The 19,216-nt window shown below is 41.1% G+C and carries 15 protein-coding genes and 1 tRNA gene; 11 read left to right on the forward strand and 5 right to left on the reverse strand.

The genetic code is table 11. The annotated features are described in order from the left end of the window. Window positions 1-7 precede the first annotated feature (7 nt). Window positions 8-1,234, reverse strand: coding sequence for an ATP-dependent RNA helicase SrmB (gene srmB / locus J8L86_RS07485; protein WP_055025172.1), 1,227 nt, complete (start codon window positions 1,232-1,234; stop codon window positions 8-10). Window positions 1,235-1,339: 105 nt separating this feature from the next. Then, entirely contained in the window at window positions 1,340-2,083 is a 744-nt protein-coding gene (locus J8L86_RS07490; RefSeq protein WP_211029578.1) for a methyltransferase, read from the reverse strand. Between the two features lie 439 nt (window positions 2,084-2,522). On the opposite strand from J8L86_RS07490, the gene brnQ reads away from it, so the two are divergent. The 4 genes from brnQ to recJ all read left to right on the forward strand — a co-directional run bounded on the left by brnQ (window position 2,523) and on the right by recJ (window position 7,625). Continuing rightward, window positions 2,523-3,866: a branched-chain amino acid transport system II carrier protein gene (gene brnQ / locus J8L86_RS07495; RefSeq protein ID WP_055025174.1), complete on the forward strand. Its 1,344-nt coding sequence runs from the start codon at window positions 2,523-2,525 to the stop codon at window positions 3,864-3,866. 135 nt (window positions 3,867-4,001) lie between these two features. Continuing rightward, window positions 4,002-4,904: a site-specific tyrosine recombinase XerD gene (gene xerD / locus J8L86_RS07500; RefSeq protein ID WP_211029580.1), complete on the forward strand. Its 903-nt coding sequence runs from the start codon at window positions 4,002-4,004 to the stop codon at window positions 4,902-4,904. A gap of 161 nt (window positions 4,905-5,065) precedes the next feature. Next, window positions 5,066-5,794, forward strand: coding sequence for a bifunctional protein-disulfide isomerase/oxidoreductase DsbC (gene dsbC / locus J8L86_RS07505; protein ID WP_055025176.1), 729 nt, complete (start codon window positions 5,066-5,068; stop codon window positions 5,792-5,794). A 106-nt stretch (window positions 5,795-5,900) separates the two neighbouring features. Further along, window positions 5,901-7,625 (forward strand): single-stranded-DNA-specific exonuclease RecJ, encoded by a 1,725-nt coding sequence (recJ, locus tag J8L86_RS07510; RefSeq protein WP_211029582.1) that lies wholly within the window; start codon window positions 5,901-5,903, stop codon window positions 7,623-7,625. A 291-nt stretch (window positions 7,626-7,916) separates the two neighbouring features. On the opposite strand, the gene J8L86_RS07515 is transcribed toward recJ, so the two are convergent. Continuing rightward, a tRNA-Phe gene (locus J8L86_RS07515) sits at window positions 7,917-7,992 on the reverse strand. Window positions 7,993-8,360: 368 nt separating this feature from the next. Here J8L86_RS07515 and J8L86_RS07520 point away from each other — a divergent pair. Genes J8L86_RS07520 through J8L86_RS07530 form a run of 3 tightly spaced genes read left to right on the forward strand, consistent with a single transcriptional unit; the run spans window position 8,361 to window position 12,473 of the window. Further along, complete coding sequence (locus J8L86_RS07520; RefSeq protein WP_211029583.1) at window positions 8,361-10,691, forward strand: RND transporter; 2,331 nt, start codon at window positions 8,361-8,363, stop codon at window positions 10,689-10,691. Continuing rightward, complete coding sequence (locus J8L86_RS07525; RefSeq protein WP_211029585.1) at window positions 10,681-11,430, forward strand: hypothetical protein; 750 nt, start codon at window positions 10,681-10,683, stop codon at window positions 11,428-11,430. Before J8L86_RS07520 ends, J8L86_RS07525 begins: the two co-directional genes overlap by 11 nt. Next, a complete protein-coding gene (locus tag J8L86_RS07530) occupies window positions 11,421-12,473 on the forward strand; it encodes a 3-oxoacyl-[acyl-carrier-protein] synthase III C-terminal domain-containing protein (RefSeq protein ID WP_211029587.1) in 1,053 nt (350 codons plus the stop codon). The genes J8L86_RS07525 and J8L86_RS07530 overlap by 10 nt, the downstream gene beginning before the upstream one ends. Window positions 12,474-12,550: 77 nt before the next feature. On the opposite strand, the gene J8L86_RS07535 is transcribed toward J8L86_RS07530, so the two are convergent. Continuing rightward, window positions 12,551-13,312: an outer membrane protein assembly factor BamD gene (locus J8L86_RS07535; RefSeq protein WP_055025181.1), complete on the reverse strand. Its 762-nt coding sequence runs from the start codon at window positions 13,310-13,312 to the stop codon at window positions 12,551-12,553. Window positions 13,313-13,437: 125 nt separating this feature from the next. Here J8L86_RS07535 and rluD point away from each other — a divergent pair, with 125 nt between their 5' ends. The 4 genes from rluD to J8L86_RS07555 all read left to right on the forward strand — a co-directional run bounded on the left by rluD (window position 13,438) and on the right by J8L86_RS07555 (window position 18,373). Next, window positions 13,438-14,412 carry a 23S rRNA pseudouridine(1911/1915/1917) synthase RluD gene (gene rluD / locus J8L86_RS07540; protein ID WP_055025182.1) on the forward strand — a complete coding sequence of 325 codons (975 nt, stop codon included), beginning with the start codon at window positions 13,438-13,440 and terminating at the stop codon, window positions 14,410-14,412. A gap of 23 nt (window positions 14,413-14,435) precedes the next feature. Beyond that, the gene (pgeF, locus tag J8L86_RS07545; protein WP_211029589.1) at window positions 14,436-15,179 is read left to right on the forward strand and encodes a peptidoglycan editing factor PgeF; all 744 of its coding nucleotides are present in this window, start codon (window positions 14,436-14,438) and stop codon (window positions 15,177-15,179) included. 140 nt (window positions 15,180-15,319) lie between these two features. Then, window positions 15,320-17,893 (forward strand): ATP-dependent chaperone ClpB, encoded by a 2,574-nt coding sequence (gene clpB, locus J8L86_RS07550; protein WP_065109562.1) that lies wholly within the window; start codon window positions 15,320-15,322, stop codon window positions 17,891-17,893. 168 nt (window positions 17,894-18,061) lie between these two features. Then, complete coding sequence (locus J8L86_RS07555; protein WP_055025185.1) at window positions 18,062-18,373, forward strand: hypothetical protein; 312 nt, start codon at window positions 18,062-18,064, stop codon at window positions 18,371-18,373. 127 nt (window positions 18,374-18,500) lie between these two features. Here the strand turns inward: J8L86_RS07555 and J8L86_RS07560 are convergent, their stop codons facing one another. Beyond that, complete coding sequence (locus J8L86_RS07560) at window positions 18,501-18,950, reverse strand: DUF4124 domain-containing protein (RefSeq protein ID WP_065109563.1); 450 nt, start codon at window positions 18,948-18,950, stop codon at window positions 18,501-18,503. Between the last annotated feature and the right edge of the window lie 266 nt (window positions 18,951-19,216).

Raw genomic sequence — 19,216 nt, forward strand, 5'->3', positions numbered from 1 at the left:
TTAAAATTTATTTTTTCTTCTTTTTAGGCTTTTTAGATTTCTTCGCTGCAGACTTATTTTTGTCTTTTTTCTTGCCTGGTACTTTGGCCTCTTTATGGGTAGGTCTTAAGCCATCAATAAAGCGACGTTTTAACGGTTGTTCGATATAACGTTCAATTTTACTCACAATACGCATGTCGTGGGCTTCAACTAACGAAATAGCTGTACCTTTTGCGCCTGCACGTGCAGTACGACCAATTCGGTGTACGTAAGCATCAGCAGAGCGAGGCATATCGAAGTTAATTACATGAGTGATACCGTCAATATCGATTCCCCGTGCTGCAACGTCAGTCGCAAGAAGAATATTCACGTCACCTTTACTGAACTTACTTAATGCTTGGAAACGTTTCTTTTGTTCCATATCACCACGTAAGAAAGCGCAAGGGATACCTGCTTTTAATAGCAAGCCTTCTAAGCTAGCAACAACTTCACGGGTTTTAACAAATACGATGGTGCGCTTTACAGACTCTTGTTGGAGCAAATTACACAACAAGGCAAACTTATGGGCGTTGTTATCCGCTAAATGTATCCATTGATGAATTTTCGCTTTTTCACTGCGGGGTGAATCAACATCAATGGTAACAGGATCTTCAAGTAAAACATGTGCAAAACGAGCAACACCACTGCCTTCAAGCGTGGCGGAGAACAGCATGTTTTGCTTGCGGCCCTGGGCTTCAATAGCAATGGTTTCAACCACTGATGAAAAGCCCATATCAAGCATACGGTCAGCTTCATCAATGATGAGCATTTCAACTTCTGTCGCTTCGAATTGACCTTTATCTAAATATTCCATCAAGCGACCAGGCGTCGCAATTAATAGATCGATATTCTCTTCAAGTTGCTCTTCTTGAGGACCGTAAGGTACGCCGCCGGTAATAATACCGATATCTAAATCAAGATCGGTCGCTAAATGAGACGCATAACGATGAATTTGGCTGGCCAGCTCACGAGTAGGCGTCAGAATTAAAATTCTAGCTTGACCGTTAAAGCGGCGAGGGAAGTCAATCAAGTGTTGTAATGCCGGCAATAAAAAGCTTGCCGTTTTACCTGTACCTGTAGGCGCTTTAGCTAAAATATCCCGTTGTTCCATCGCCATTGGCAATGTTTGTTGTTGAACGGTAGTAGGGCTTAAATGTCCCATAGCCTTTAGAGAGTCTAATAGGCGTGGGTCTAGATCAAAATCTTCAAATAGCATGCGCTTTGGGTCTCACTGATTGATAGCCGGACATTATAACCTAAGTTCTGGATCTCAGCGAGCAAGGAATCGGTTTTAAATGACTTTTATATGATGAAACTCTCGTTAAAGTTTCAGATAAAAGTCGCGACACAGCTGGCTCATCTCAGGAGTGTACTGACCTTGTTTATCCGCAATAATCAAATCAGAGTGAATTAAGCGATGGAAACTAGCTTGGTGGCTAAGTTGCAATAAAATCCGGCTAGGACTTTTGTTTTCAACGGTGCGAATACTCGTTCGCTCTGACAGCGACAGTTGCGTGTCATCTAACGCTTGCATAATACCAGCCTCGCTTTGCTGAGGAATAATCAAGCTCGCTTGTCCAGATGGTGTCATTAATTGTTGAATATGGCTGAGCAAGGTTTTAAAACTGAGCTGGTTTGTGTGCCTTGCTGTAGCACGCTGACTTGAGTCTGATTGAGGCCCATGTTCAAAGTAAGGCGGGTTACAAATAATTGTATCGAACAGAGCGCAGCGCTTTTGCTGATGTTCAAGCAAAAATTGCTGGATACTCATGTGATGTAATGAAAGCTGCTCTGACCAAGAGCTTTGACTAAAGTTTTGCTGGCAATCAACAGCAGCGCCATCTTCTAACTCTACCGCGCTGATTTTACAATCTTGGTTATTCATGCGCTGAGCGAGCATTAAGCTGAGCAAGCCACTTCCTGCACCAATATCTAATAGTTGTGCTGTAGGTATTTTTTGCGTATCAGGCAATGCAGCCCAAGCGCCTAATATGACCCCATCTGTGCTAACGGGCATACCACAATGACTATCATCAATATGAAACTGTTTAAATGTAAAAGGCATGAATACTTCGCTTATATGGCTGACGGCTTATGGTAACGGTTTTACGGTTTTTTCCCAATTTTATTGGTGTTGCTTTTTTGTTGTGCTTTTAGCTTGATGTGGTTGCTCTGTAGCGGGAATGTTTTGTGGGCTTTACGCTTCGTTTCTGATAACAGCTAATTTGCTATTCTGCTGGGTTTGCGCTTGTTTATCGATAGATGTTTTGCTATTAGTTCCTACCCGTTTAGTCGTGTTTAACGCGTTTAAATGGCAAAAAATGAAATACGACTCACAAATGGGTATTCGAAAAATTGAAAAATGGCTTTTTTATAACCATTTGTGAGTAGTTTTTAATGAGATAAAGTGTATTTATAAGTTTACATTCTTACAGGTCGTTTTTGATTAGCAGTAGCTAATTAGCAGTGAATCACTTAAGTTTGTTAAAAAACAAAACAACAAGATGGGGCGTTTAGTGCAAAACAATAATATGAGTATTGGCGATACATTAGGCTTAGGCTTTATGACATTCGCATTTTTCTTAGGTGCAGGTAACTTAATTTTTCCACCTTTTGCAGGCATGTTAGCTGGCGAGAATATGACGCTAGCGATGATTGGGTTTCTGGTCACTGCTGTAGGTTTACCTCTAGCAGGTCTTATCGCTGTCGCTAAAGCGAATGGTAAAGTCATGGCGATGCTACCTGCTTTTGCTGCTACAGCACTTGCTGTCTCAATTTACATTATCATTGGCCCTGCGTTTGCCGCTCCCCGCACAGGTTTAGTTGCATTTGAAATTGGTGCTCGCCCATTTTTAGATAATGCCGATGCGATGATCCAACTAGGTGCATTGACACTGAACAAAGCGCAGTTGCTTTATACAGTAGCCTTTTTTGTCATCGCAATGGTGCTATCACTTTACCCTGGTAAATTACTCGATAGTGTCGGCAAAGTGTTAACCCCAATCTTAATCTTTTTACTTGTTGGTTTAGCTGTTTCAGTGATTGCTACGCCAAGCGCTGCGATCGGTGCTGCTACTGGTGACTATATTGACAGTCCACTTTCTAAAGGCATTTTAGAAGGTTACAACACCATGGATACACTTGCCTCAGTGATCTTTGGTATGTTGATTATTGATATTTTACGTAAGAAAGGTGTCACAGAATCTAAAGCCCAGACTCGTTATCTTGTGCGTGCAGCTATTATTGCAGCATCAGGGTTAGCGTTTGTGTATATTTCACTATTTTATTTAGGTGCTACAGCGGGTGATATTGCTAAAGGCGCTGAAAACGGTGGCCAAATTCTGACAAATTATGTGACCCATGAGTTTGGCACTATGGGTACAGTATTATTAGCAGCGGTAGTCAGTATCGCTTGTTTAACCACTGCAGTTGGTCTAATTACAGCGTGTTCTGAATACTTTAACGAACTCATGCCTAAAGTGTCTTACAAAGCTTTCGTTATCTTTTTCAGTGTTGTATGTGCAACCGTTGCGAACGTGGGACTCACTCAGCTAATTAACATCAGTATTCCTGTGTTGATGACCATCTACCCTGTGGCAATTGCATTAGTGGCAATCACCTTTTTAACTGAACGTTTTGCTCGCCCAGAGTTTTCGCATCGTCTTGTGTTATCTGTTGCACTATTCTTTGGTATTTTCGATGGTTTAAAAGCGGCAGGAATGAACACTGACTTTTTAAGCTTTATGCCACTGCATAGCGAAGGTATGGCTTGGTTACTGCCAGTTGGTATTGCCATGGTTGCGTGTTTATTTGTCCCAGCGAAAAACGCAACGGCAGCAACAAGCTAATAAAGATGACAGACAATCTTTATGGTGATGATTAGATTATCCCTATGAGCTTAGTTTTGTCTTTGTAAACTAAATTTAGTTACACTAGAGCGGCGTTACTTCAGGTGAAGTGGCGCCGTTTTTTTAGGAATTTTTGTGACTGATAATTACCAAGCAGATCCCCTTATTGATGCATTTTTAGATGAACTTTGGTCGGCTAAAGGGTTAAGTGATAACACGTTAGGCTCTTATCGAACTGACTTACGTCATTTTGAGCGATATGTGTTGAGTCAGCAACATCAACTCATTAATGTTGATCAGTTAGTGATTCGAGATTATTTAGCTTATCGAGTGGCAGAAAATTTTGCTAAAACCTCAACGGCAAGATTGCTGAGCAGTTTACGGCGATTTTATGGTTATTTGATAGTAAAACAACTGATTGATATCGACCCAACTAGCTTAATTGAGTCACCTAAGTTAGCGCGTAAATTACCTGATGCATTAAGCGAAACCCAAATAGATGCTTTACTCGCAGAGCCCGATATTGACGACCCAATAGAGTGCCGTGATAAAGCCATGCTGGAGTTATTGTATGCCACAGGCCTTCGGGTTACTGAACTGGTCAGCTTAACCATAGAGCAAATTAGCCTTAGACAAGGTTTAGTGCGCATTGTCGGTAAGGGCGGCAAAGAACGTTTAGTGCCGCTTGGTGAATTAGCCATTTCCGAAATCGAGCAGTATTTGCTCGCTGCACGCCCTACATTACTGAACAATAAACAAAGCGATGTTTTGTTTCCTTCCAAACGTGGACAAATGATGACAAGACAGACTTTTTGGCATCGTATTAAATGTTATGCAGTGCGAGCTGGCATCAATAGTCAATTATCTCCGCATACCCTAAGGCATGCATTTGCTACCCATTTACTCAATCATGGAGCTGACTTACGGGTAGTTCAGCTGTTATTAGGACACAGCGACTTATCTACCACGCAAATATACACCCACGTTGCCAAGGCTCGACTACAGCAGTTACATAGTGAGCATCATCCAAGGGGCTAATGCGTTGTGCATGATGTCTCTTGTTACATAAAAATTGATACATATCGCCAGCAATGAGCGGGATATAGTTGCTTTAATATGACATTCTCTGTAACTTTTGCCGTCAAACTCTGGTCTATGTAATTAGCTGACTCATCAGTTTTATCAAATAGGATTTTTTAATGAAGTTAACAAAAGCATTCTCTTTTGCTATGACCCTTGCTGTTGCGCCACTATTACATGCCGCATCAGCCTCAGATATTCCCAATGAAGCAGAGCTGAAACAGCAGGTTTCTGATGTGCTTGGCGTTAATGTATTGAAAATTCAATCATCACCGATTGACGGATTGTATCAAGCCTTGACTGACCGTGGCATTTTGTACGTTTCTCCAGATGGCACTAAGTTACTACATGGCAATATGTATGATTTAAAGAATGGCATGCAAAACTTAACTGAGGCTGCATTAGCGGGCCCTCGTGTTGATATGCTCAAGCCATTTGAAGACGACATGTTGGTGTACAAAGCGAAAAATGAAAAACATGTCGTAACCATCTTTACTGATGTGGATTGTGGTTACTGTCGTAAGTTACACCAAGAAATGGACGGTTATAACGATTTGGGCATTACAGTTCGTTATTTAGCTTACCCTCGTGCAGGTATTCCATCAGCAAATGCCCAAGAAATGGAAGCGGTATGGTGTGCTAAAGATCCGCTACAAGCTATGACTGATGCTAAAACGGGTGGCAATGTAAAAGCTGCAAGCTGCGATGCAAACATCGAGGAGCAATACCGCCTTGGTCAAGCATTTGGTATCAATGGGACACCTGCAATCGTTTTAGAAAACGGGGTGTTAGTGCCGGGTTACCAACCACCGTCAGCATTATTAAATACCATTAAAACTAATCTCTAATACCGACAGCTTTAGAATAATCGTTATAACCGAAAAAGGTGAGCCATTGGTTCGCCTTTTTTGTTATCTTAACGTGTCGATTACTCCACTAAAATAAGGTGTGTTTGTGGCCCACAAAATTGTTCGCCGAACTCAGGTAGATGACAGTCATTTACCGCAATCTATGCATCCATTACTAAAACAGTTATATGCTCGACGTGGAGTCGATTTAGCAGGCTGCGAACTGAGTTTGTCGAAGTTACTTAGACCAGAAACCATGCTCGGCATTGACACTGCGGCGAAGATTATTGCTGATGCGATAGCTGCTGATAAGTCGATTTTGATAGTGGGAGATTTTGATGCTGATGGCGCAACATCGACCAGTGTGTGTTTGATTGCATTAAGAATGATGGGAGCCAAGCATGTTGACTACCTTATTCCAAATCGCTTTGATTATGGTTATGGATTAAGTCCTGAAATTGTTGCCGTTGCTCAGTCTAAAGGAGCGCAGTTATTGATTACGGTCGATAACGGCATCTCATCTATTGAAGGTGTTGCAGCCGCTAAACAATTAGGTATGCAGGTGGTTGTAACTGATCACCATTTACCTGGACAAACCCTCCCCGATGCAGATGCGATAGTTAATCCTAACCAAAACGGTTGTGAATTTGCCAGTAAGTCTATTGCTGGGGTTGGCGTTGCGTTTTATTTGATGTCAGTGCTTAGGAAAGAGCTGCGCCAAAGAGACTGGTATCAACAGCAACACATTGCTGAGCCTAACCTTGGTTCCTTACTTGATATTGTTGCTTTGGGCACGGTTGCTGATGTGGTGTCGCTTGACAGTAACAACCGTATTTTGGTGCAAGCGGGTTTACAACGAGTTAAGACGGGGCGTTGTCGTGTAGGCATTACAGCATTACTGGAAGTCGCAAAAAGAAGCCCACAACGTATTGTTGCATCAGATTTTGGATTTGCTGTCGGGCCAAGATTAAACGCTGCCGGTCGTTTAGATGAGATGGCGCTGGGTGTTGAGACATTGTTATGTGAAGACATGATGTTAGCAAGGCGAATGGCTGATGAGCTTGATGGCTTAAATGGTGAGCGTCGCGAGCTTGAAGCGGGAATGCAACAAGAAGCGTTAAAAACTCTGCAAACATTAAGCCTTGATGAATCAGATTTACCTTGGGGACTTGCTTTGTTTCAGGATGACTGGCATCAAGGTGTGATTGGTATTTTAGCTTCAAGAATCAAAGATAAATATCATCGCCCTGTGATTGCATTTGCTGATGCTGGCGAGGGTGAAATTAAAGGCTCTGCACGTTCAATAAAAGGCTTGCATATGCGAGACCTGTTAGAGCTTATTAATAGCCGCCACCCTGAGATGATTATCAAGTTTGGTGGTCATGCGATGGCGGCGGGATTATCACTTCGTGCAGATGCATTTGAATTATTTCAGTCAGCATACGATAAAGCCGTACGTGAATTGTTAAAGCCTGAACAGTTAACGGGTGAGATCTTATCTGATGGTGAATTGCCGATAGCGTTGATGAACCTAGAAACGGCTTTCTTACTACGAGAATCTGGTCCTTGGGGACAGTCTTTTGAAGAGCCATTATTTGATGGTTATTTCAGCGTGATTCAACAACGTATCGTGGGGGAGAAACATTTGAAATTGGTGTTAGAAACCGACTGCGGCTCAGTGATGATGGATGCTATTGCATTCAATGTTGATTTACAAACTTGGCCTGACGCCACAATTAAGCACGCTAGAGTTGCGTATAAACTGGATGTCAATGAGTTTAGGGGAAACCAAACTGTGCAGATGTTGGTTGATTATATTGAACCTGCATAGCCAACAACCAGTTATTAAGAAGCACGCTAACAAGACGTTTCTAACAGGTAATTCGCTAACAGAGAATCACAACAAAGACGAGCTTGTTTCACGCACCTAAAGTGTTAGGTGAGTAGATGATTAACTCACTCATCATCAAACTGTAGGCAGCTTAATGGTTGCCTAAGGTTATTATGACTAAAGCCGGCGAGGGTATTTGTCAGTTTTACTGCAATTATTAACAGATACAAAAAAGCCTCGCATTGCGAGGCTTTTTCGTTATTTGGTCGCTTTCGCCACCAAATCTAAATATGGTGCCCGAACCCGGAATCGAACCAGGGACACGAGGATTTTCAATCCTCTGCTCTACCGACTGAGCTATTCGGGCGACGGACGCAATTAAACGTTTTTTGCAGTCTGGAGTCAACTTTTTTTTATTGATAACTGTTTTTTTTAGCTTGTTTGAACAAGATTTCCACAAAAGGCCTAAATCATAAGCTATTTGTTAATAAAGCAGCTATGAATAAGTCTATCCGGAAAACGCTACGTATGGGTTCATTGGGGAGAGTATCGAGGCTTTATGCTGACTAGCGTTAAGGTGGTGGTGCTGAATACTCCTGCTAGCATGTTTGGAAATATCAGTTTATCGCATTAACTATTAACTTTTTTGTAACTTGCTGAACAATAAAACAAGATTATAAGGTCTATTAAGGTAACTGAATAGAAAACTTAATAGCAGTATGAGGAAATAGTCATTTGAATTGGCAATTGTCATTAATCGCTGGCTCGCAAAAACACCCTTTTGGGGTGTGGGCTACCGTATTACTATTGGTGCAGCTCAGTATCATTGGGGCAACGAAGATTGATCTTGATGTTAATTTTAACGACTATTTTGGCCATGATGACGCAGGATTTGTTGGACTAAATCAACTTCAGCAAACATTTGTCCGCGAAGATGGTTTACTGCTTTTATTGGAAAATGAGCAAGACTGGCGACAACCTGAGCAGCAAAGTCGATTACTTGATTTTATTGAATATTTACAATCTGATCAGCATATCAGCGCGATAGGGGGTTATGCTGCATTTATTGAACGTCTGCCACTTGTAAACGAGTCTTCTGTGGTTACGGGGCAGAAGCAAGCACTCACTCAATCATTAACTCACTCGCAATTTTCAAGTCAAAATCAATCAATAAGCGATAGCCTGCTTTTAAGTTATAAACAACATCCTCGCTTACCTTTGGTGTTATCTGACAATGGTAAAGCTATTATCCTGAGTATTGAGTTTGGTCAAAACGATATGCAGCAATATTCAACAGAGGCACTGTGGCGTTTGGAAAGTATTGATCGTTTGCAAGGTATCTCTGAGTCATTTTGGTCAGCAAAGGCAGCGACAGCGAACCTTGTGCCTAAATTCAATCAAGCTCAAAGTGCTGTGAAGGTTTTGTTGTCAGGTGAACAGGCGCTCAATTGGCAATATGCCAAGGTGTTACGCCATGACCTAAGTTGGTTTGCACCCAGCTTATTTGTCATTATCGGTCTAATGGCATTATTTTTTATTCAAGCTAGATTATGGCTTTTTGCTATCGCACTTAACTGTGCAGTGACCTTAGCTATAGTACTTGGAGTCGCAGGTTGGTTTAACCTTACTATTGCCGCGATAAGTGCATTTATACCAGTGATAATTATAACCTTATCACTGGCTTACTCAGCGCATTTATACCTAGGCTGGCAAGCAGGAATAAAAGCGGGTGACAATAATCCGCTAATTTTTAGCTTCTCACATAATAAACAACCCCTACTGTACGCAACACTGACGACCATATTGGGTTTTGGTTTACTCACTTTTAGTCCTTCACCACCGATACAAGTTTTTGGGATATTAGTGGCCATTGCCGTGGCTTGCCATTATCTACTTTGTCACAGTTTATTGGTGACTATCGTGAGCAAGGCTAATCAGAACTATTCTGATGGCAAGTTACGTGTCTTTGTTAATCCTGTGGTGACGCTAGCCAAACGAGCGGCGTTATTACCAAAGTCAATTATCATGGTGGTAGGACTCGTTTCAGTATTGGCCTTATTAAGTGCCAGTAAACTTGAGCTTAATGATGATCCGCTTAATTACTTTCCTGACGATAACCCCTTTACTCAATCTAAACTCACTATGCAGCAAGATTTTTTTGGCATAAATCCATTGTATTTTGAGGTGGGGACTGGTTCTGTTCCTATGTATGACAAGCAATATCTGGGCTTTTTATTCCAATTTGCTCGCTTTTTGCAACAACAGCCAGAAGTTAACCATGTCACCCATATTGGTGATTGGGTAAAAAGTGCCGGATTATCGCAAAGTCAGCTTAAACGGATCATGACACAACATAGCGTCAGCGATATCGGGCTCGAAGCAGAAATCTCATCACAATATCAATCGAGTTTAATCACCGTTTATTTAACCTCCCTCACTGCGCAGCAAATGTTAGCGTTCGAAGCCAAAACAACTGCATGGCTTGCTGCAAATAAAACCGCTTTATCAGTAAGCCCAGCATTAGGCAGTAGTTTATTGTTCGCTCATTTATCCATTCATAACGCAAACAGTATGTTGTGGTCATTTGGTATTGCGTTAGTGGTCCTAAGCCTAGTGTTAGGCTTTTTGAAAAAAAGCCCATACTTTGCTTTGGTGGGGTTAATGGTTAACTTTTTGCCCTTGCTTTGGGTGTTCGCTATTTGGCAACTGGTTGGTGGGTATATCAGTATTGGCAGTGCGGTCGTATTAGGCATCATGCTTGGGATTATTGTTGATGATACTTTGCATTTGCTGTTGAAGTTACCTGAGCCACAAACATCTGATATCGAAAGTCGTGCAACTTATCTGCAATTATTTTGGATGCATTATGCGGGCGTTATTCCGGTGATTTGTTTTACCAGTTTAACTTTAGTACTGGGTTTTGGCATTGGATTAGCGTCAGATTTTGCGCCTATTGCACAGCTAAGTTTGTTGTCTTGTATGGTGATTCTATTGGCATGGATTTTTGATGTTTTCGTATTGCCTGTTATTTATCAACTGCGGAGACAAAGCATTAATGACAATTAAGATTAAACGTTGTTTTGGCAAGCAAGCTTTGCCAAAGGTTACTCAAGGCAATAATGCACTTAGGCTTCAAGATTGGATAAATCTTCAGGCTCAAACCCCACTTTTATTTTCTGATAACCAAACGGAATCAATGGCACGTTTATTACCCCTATTACTGTGTGGTGAGCAGTCGGCTCAGTTGGTCTTTAATCAAGAAATTATTAGATTACATGTTCAAAACTTAGATAAAAAATTATCAACACAGACACCACAAAGGAATGGCAAGATAGTGACTTCACTAATGGAAGTCGAGTCTGACGAGTGTCGTCACGATATAGCCTTACAAACAGTATCGGATAAGCTTCCATACATAGAAGATACCCGCCAAGTTCAACGGTTGGCAAAAAGGTTTTATAGCGGTTTAGGTCGAGTAAATGAGTACAGTCAACACTTTGTTCGTATTGCTATTTTAGATACATGTGTCACCCAAATTATGCAAGCATTTGAAACCAGCAAACTTGGAGGAGAGCACCCTTTTAGTGTGTTATGTGGCTTGATTAAAAAAGACGAAGCCAAGCATGTATACATTAGCCGTCATCATGCCATCGAATTAGGGGCGACAAATGACGACTTTTATCAGCAACAATCCTTAATCACACATGAGCTTTTTCAATTACTCACCAGCCAACATCACTCATTTGAAAATATGGGGATTTGCTTAGATGCTATCCAACATAAATTGGAGGAAAAATGGCAGTAAAATTTGCACAGCATGACCTATCACTATTAGGCATTTCTCATCAATTGCCTAATACAAATATCAATAATGAAGCGCTACTAAATGCCTTGTCTCAAAAGTGCGGGAGACTTGCAGCGCGAAAAGCTAAAACCATTGCGAAGCGTTTGGGTATTGAGGGGCGCCATTTAGTCAGAGATCTATCGACCCCAACCAGTTCAACATCTCCTTCGAGTATTGAGCTTAGTCAGCAAGTACTGACTCAAGCTTTAGTGAATGCAAACCTTGATATTGAAGCGTTAGATTATTTACTCAGCCACACATGCACACCTCATACACAAGTCCCTCCCAATGCAGCATGGCTTGCAGATGCAATGGCATTTCATGGTCCCTATTTAGAACTTAGACAGGCTTGTACGGGATTTGCCAACGGATTACAAATTGCGTCGGCCTTTTGCGCTGTTAATCAGCAACCCGTTTCAATAGTAGGGGTAGAAACAGGCTCGGTTTATTTTGATATGGATAACGACTTTATCGATACCGAACAATTGGTTAATTATGTACAAATGGGGGATGGTGCAGCTGCAGTAGTGCTAGGGCCTCAAGATGAACAGGCTGCCAAAATATCTGATATTTATTTAGGTCAAATTGGATATCAAAAACCACCAGGTTTTTATCTTGATGGCGGGGCTAATGATGTCGGGACAAAACAAATGGCTCGATTCCATCACAACACCCAAGCTGTGAGAGACCAAGGTAGTCAGTTGTTTGAGTTAGGTTGGCAAGCACTGCAAAGCCGAGGCTATCAGCTAGATGATTTTGCATATATTTTGCCTCATCAGGCCAATGGACATATTGATGTGCTTATGGCAAAAGCATTAGGTATTTCACCAGAGCGAGTGATCAATGATGCCAAGAATCTTGGTAATTTAGGTTCAGCCGCTATTTGGGTCAGTTTATCGAGGTTGATTCATTCAGGACGATTAAAAGCAGGTGACAAGGTGGCGGTACTCGGTGCCGAAGCCACTAAATACCTTTATGGCGGTTTTGTTTATCATCATGTGTAATCTTCAAAACAAAAAAGCCTGCGATATATCGCAGGCTTTTTATATTAACGCAGAATCAGCAATATGATTCTTGGCTGTTATTTGAGTAAGTCACTATCTGGATAGTTAGCAGCGATAACCGTTAATGTATTCTGTTGAAGTTGCTCTTGGCCTAATTCACCATATGCTTGTGCCATAATTTCTAAAGCTTGCTCCGTTGCTGGTGTGCCAGGGAACTGCTCCATCACAGATTGTGCACGAACAGCTGCTGCACTCCATGCTTCCATTTTGATATAATACTCAGCCACTTTAATCGAGTATTGTGCTAAACGGTTTTTAAGGTATTGCATACGTTGCTGAGCATCAGCCGTATACTTACTGTTTGGATAGCTTTTGATTAAACGATCAAAATCTTTAAAGGCGTCTTGTGCATTTTTAGGGTCACGATCAGTACGATCGATATTCATCATATCGTGAAATAGGTAATTATCTGCCTGCATATTAGTTAAACCACGCATATAATAGACATAATCAATATCTGGATGCGTTGGGTTTAAACGAATAAAACGATCGATATTTGCAATACCTGATGCGACGTCGTCCATTTTGTAATAAGCAAAAATCATGTCCAATTGAACTTGAGTTTTATGTGGGCCAAATGGGTAACGAGAGTCTAATGCTTCAAGTGTTCTAACTGCTTTAGAGTAGTTTCCTAGCTCCATTGAGGTTCTAGATTGAGCATAAAGTCCCTCTGGAGACTTGCCACTGAGGTCTTCATCTTCAAAACCTTTAGAGGTACTACATGCTGTTAAAGCTAATGAAAACAATACTAGGGCGGCGCCTTTGGCTAATTTATACATATGTAAATTCAATTCTTTTATAAGTTGTTGTTAAGAATTTTTCCATTTCACTGTAAAATAGAAAACAATCCGATTGTAACAGATAGCACATTCACTTTGGACCCCAAAAAAGGGGTACGGTTCCTATGACACAAGAGATTAACCTAAAAAGCGAGATCACAGCAATCCAAACCGGTTTAAGATTAGACCAAGCTTTGGCTGAATTGTTCCCTGATTATTCCCGTACACGCATCAAAGAATGGATCCTATCTGGTGCAGTTTCAGTCGATGGCGTTGTTGTCGATAAGCCTCGTGAGAAAGTACTAGAATCGCAGTTAATTGCGGTAGAAGCAACGCTCGAAGAAGAAGTAAAAGACAAAGCACAAAAAATTGACCTAAATATTGTCTACGAAGACGATCATATTTTAGTGGTAAATAAGCAAGCTGGCTTGGTTGTTCACCCTGGTGCTGGTAATGCTGATGGCACATTATTAAATGCGCTATTACATCATTGCCCTGAGATTGAACATGTTCCACGTGCTGGTATTGTGCATCGTTTAGATAAAGACACCACTGGTTTAATGGTGGTTGCTAAAACGGTTGAAGCGCAAACCCATTTAGTTGCAGCACTTCAGGCGCGCGATATTGTACGTGAATACGAAGCGATTGTGATTGGGATGATGACCGCTGGCGGAACAGTAGACGAACCGATTGATCGTCATGAAACGCGCCGTACACAAATGGCAGTTGTCATGGGCGGTCGTCCTTCTGTTACTCATTATCGTGTTGCTGAAAAATTCCGTGCTCATACGCGTTTAAGATTGCGCTTAGAAACGGGGCGTACTCACCAAATTCGTGTTCACATGTCATACATAGGTCACGTGTTGGTTGGCGATCCTGTATACGGTGGTCGCCCACGTCCGCCTAAAAAAGCTAGCCCAGAGTTTTTTGATATTTTGAAAAACTTTGAACGTCAGGCGCTACATGCAGTACGTTTGGAGCTTGCTCATCCATTTACCCATGAAATCATGTCATGGCAAGCGCCTATCCCTGAAGATATGCAAATGCTGACCAGAGCGTTACGTCAAGATACTGAAGAAAACCCAATCGAGTATTTATAAGTATTCGCTGCGAAGGGGATAGCGTGTATCACGTAAATTGGCCAATACCTGACAATATCGGCATCGCCATGACAGACCGTCATGGCGGTGTGAGTCAATCGCCTTTTGATAGCTTAAATTTAGGTTTACATGTAGGCGATGCCCCTCAAGATGTCTTGGCTAATAGAGCTTTAATTCAGCAAACCTTAGCGATTAATGTGCCAGTCACTTGGTTAGATCAAGTCCATGGCACTACTATTATCGATTACTCAAAAGTAAGTCCTGCCAATATTTCACCTCAGTCTATTCCTCCCAAAGCTGACGGAAGCTATGTTGATCATGCCAAAGTGGCGTTAGCCGTCATGACCGCCGACTGTTTGCCTGTGTTGCTATGTAATAAAGCAGGAACTGAAATTGCTGCTGTGCATGCAGGGTGGCGTGGATTGTGTGATGGGGTTATAGAGTCTGCAATAAAGCGCTTTAATGCAGAAGCCTGTGACATAATTGCTTATTTGGGACCAGCAATTGGTCCAAATGCTTTTGAAGTGGGTGCAGAGGTAAAGCAACAATTTGTTGAACAAGATATTGAAGCTAAGCAATGGTTTAAACCACATGGCGTGAAATACTTAGCCGATTTATGTGGGCTTGCAACCATGCGTTTATCTAAACAAGCAATTAAACACATTTATAGTGCAAATGTGTGTACTTTTACTAATCCTGATTATTTCTCCTACCGCCGAGATCAACAAACAGGACGAATGGCTTCTTTCATTTGGTTAAAATCTTAATCTGTTTTATCGATTTGATCTTAATCAATTAATCTAACACTAATGTACAGAATTATATTCACACGATTGAAATTTTCATAAACATCCCCATATTTTAATTATCAAATCTTTCGTTTTTATTAAATTGATTAGGAGGACGTATGAGACTTGATCGTATGACCAACAAATTTCAAATCGCTATTTCAGATGCGCAATCATTAGCATTAGGGCGTGATCATCAGTTCATTGAACCTACTCATTTGATGATGGCGTTATTAAACCAAGATTCTGGCTCAATTCACCCTTTACTAACGCAAGCGGGTATAAATGTTAGTGCGCTGCGTTCTTCTTTGAGTCAAGAGTTAGAAAAATTGCCACAAGTGGAAGGTACTGGGGGAGATGTTCAGTTATCTCAGGGCCTAATTCGTTTACTTAACCTTTGTGACAAGCTAGCTCAAAAACGTAAAGACAAATATATTTCATCTGAACTATTTGTGATGGCCGCGCTTGAAGGAAGTGATGCGTTAACCAAGTGCTTGAAAGATGCTGGTGCAAGTAAAGAGTTATTGGAAACCACCATTGAGCAAATTCGTGGTGGACAAAAAGTTGATGATCCTAACGCAGAAGATCAACGCCAAGCATTAAACAAATATACAGTGGATCTTACCGAGCGTGCCGAGCAAGGTAAGCTTGATCCTGTTATCGGTCGTGATGAAGAAATCCGCCGTACAATTCAAGTTCTACAACGTAGAAGTAAAAATAACCCAGTGCTCATTGGTGAGCCAGGCGTCGGTAAAACCGCCATTGTTGAAGGTTTAGCTCAACGAATTGTTAATGGTGAGGTTCCAGAAGGAATTAAGAATAAGCGTGTACTGTCATTAGATATGGGCGCGTTAATTGCTGGTGCTAAATATCGTGGTGAGTTTGAAGAGCGATTAAAAGCGGTATTAAATGAGTTAGCTCAAGAAGAAGGCCAAGTCATTCTGTTCATCGATGAACTGCATACCATGGTTGGTGCAGGTAAAGGCGAAGGAGCAATGGATGCAGGTAACATGTTAAAACCTGCACTTGCTCGTGGTGATTTACATTGTGTTGGCGCAACAACGTTAGATGAGTACCGCCAATATATTGAAAAAGATGCAGCACTTGAACGTCGTTTTCAAAAAGTGCTGGTGGAAGAGCCCAACGTTGAAGATACCATTGCAATATTACGTGGATTAAAAGAGCGTTATGAATTGCACCACCATGTAGAGATAACCGATCCTGCTATTGTTGCCGCCGCAAGTATGTCGCATCGTTATATCTCTGATAGAAAGCTACCAGATAAAGCTATCGACTTGATCGATGAAGCGGCATCAAGTATCAGAATGCAAATAGATTCAAAACCTGAAGCGTTAGACAGATTAGATCGCCGTGCTATCCAGCTTAAGCTAGAAGAGCAAGCACTTGCCAAAGAAGAAGATGAAGCAAGTCGTAAACGATTAACGCATTTACAAGTTGAGCTGAAGCAAGTTGAAGAAAAAGCCAGCGAACTGAATGAAATTTGGCATACCGAGAAAGCGGCATTGGCCGGAACTCAGCATATTAAAGCCGATCTCGAACAATCAAGAATGGATATGGAAGTCGCAAAACGTGCGGGAGATTTAACTCGCATGTCAGAATTACAATACGGCCGTATTCCAGAGTTAGAAAAGCAGCTCGATTTGGCTTCGCAAGCAGAAATGCAAGATATGACGTTATTGCGTAACAAGGTCACTGATATAGAAATCGCCGAAGTACTTTCAAAGGCAACAGGAATACCTGTTTCTAAGATGCTAGAAGGTGAGCGTGATAAGTTACTACAAATGGAAGATGCACTACATCAGCGAGTGATAGGTCAAAATGAAGCTGTAGAAGCGGTATCAAATGCAATAAGACGTAGCCGAGCTGGACTTGCCGATCCGAATCGCCCAATTGGTTCATTCCTATTCTTAGGGCCAACCGGTGTGGGTAAAACTGAACTGTGTAAATCATTAGCTAACTTCTTATTTGATACCGAATCAGCAATGGTTCGCATCGATATGTCAGAGTTTATGGAAAAGCACACTGTCTCAAGATTAGTCGGTGCACCTCCTGGGTACGTGGGATACGAAGAAGGTGGATACTTAACTGAGGCTGTGCGCCGTAAACCCTACTCAGTCATCTTGTTAGATGAAGTAGAAAAAGCGCACCCTGACGTATTCAACATTTTGCTGCAAGTATTAGATGATGGTCGCTTAACGGATGGCCAAGGCCGTACTGTTGATTTTAGAAATACCGTTATCATCATGACGTCTAATTTGGGTTCTGACATTATTCAGGAAGGTTCTGCCTCTCAAGACTATATGCAGATGAAATCGGCCGTAATGAATGTGGTGACGCAGAGCTTTAGACCAGAGTTTTTAAACCGTATTGATGAGACCGTGGTATTCCATCCGTTAGATGCAGAGCATATAGCGCATATTGCAGAGATACAGTTGCAGAACTTGAAACAACGCTTGGCTGAAAAGGATTTCACCATGGAAATCTCTAAAAATGCATTGGCGTTAATTGCCGAAGCTGGATTTGATCCAACGTATGGTGCAAGACCGCTTAAACGAGCACTGCAACAAGAAATTGAAAACCCATTAGCGCAACATTTATTAAAAGGTGAACTACTTCCAGGTAAACCGATTATGATTGATGTCAACGATGGATTACTGACGTTTACCCAATAAATAGTCAGCGACAGTAATAAAAGGAATGGTAAATACCATTCCTTTTTTATTGAAATATAACTTTACAGTAGCCATTGAACCCATAAGCTTGCGACAAGTGAATTGATCTACTAACTTCAATATGTTCCCTTATGAATAGCAACCTGATTTCAAGTAGAAGGATATAACATGAATAAATCAGTCGTATTAGGCTTTGCTTTACTCTCAATAGCTGCAACCGGATGTTCTAGCTCACCTGAAAAACAAGAAGGTGAAATTATCGAAGTCGGTAATGTTGAATATAATAGCTTATACCACTTTGGCTACAACACAGGTTGCACCAGTGCATTAGCACAAAAGAAATCAAATGAGACACTCGAATCAATGAAGGATAAAACACTTGATGGCATTGATGCATTTGATAATGGTTGGAAGTCAGGAACAGAGACATGTAATAGTGGCACGTTTAAATCTATGTATACAGTTGGTAAAGCAGAATAACCTGCTCGCGTAAACTGAACTAGGGCAGCAGGTAGAGATGATATATACCTTGAATAGGTGTCATGAATAGTTAATTAAAAAGGAGCCATTGGCTCCTTTTATCATTGTAGCTAATAAACTTGTTATATTATTGACAAAAAAGCTGCTTACGTTCTTCGTTCTTTTCAATTTGAGCCAAGCGTTCTTCTTCAGTTATGACAATCTCTTCACCTGTATCAGCATCTTTGCGATGTAAGTGTTGATATGTGTTTAATACATTTAAGCTGTGTTTAGCACTTTCACAAATTGAAGCGGCTTGTTCAGCATCTCGCTCTTTGATTAATGCAGCTTTTTGAGCTAAATCCATTTCACTAGAACTAGACTGTGAAGAAGAACTGACAGATTTTACGGGTACATAACCGACTTGAGCGGGCTCAATGTCCTCGCTGTATACTTTTTTAGAGTCAACATCTGCTGGTGGTTGCTGGCTATAATGAGAAACACCGTCTTTATCTACCCAAGTATAAATAACAGTTGCTAAAGCTGACTGCGAAAAACAAACAAACGAAACTAAATACAGCAAACGTAAACTAAGCATAAACATTCCTAGATGGTGGAGCCTAAAATCCTTTAATCAAAATAAAATAGGCTAATTGAATGATAAAACCAATAGCTAAATCAATATACTTGACCATAAAAGCGTAAAGATAGCCTTATAGAAAGGGAACTAGATTATAAAAACCGTTTTCTATTTCCTTATAGAAAGAGGCAAACTAGGTCTTTAAACTGCAAAATTGAAGATAATTAAATCATAGTGGTTAATTAATAAACGCTTAAACCCCATTTGTCATAAAAGTTTAAAAA

Source organism: Shewanella sp. MMG014 (assembly GCF_018100775.1).
In the GTDB taxonomy this organism is placed as follows: Bacteria; Pseudomonadota; Gammaproteobacteria; order Enterobacterales; family Shewanellaceae; genus Shewanella; species Shewanella japonica.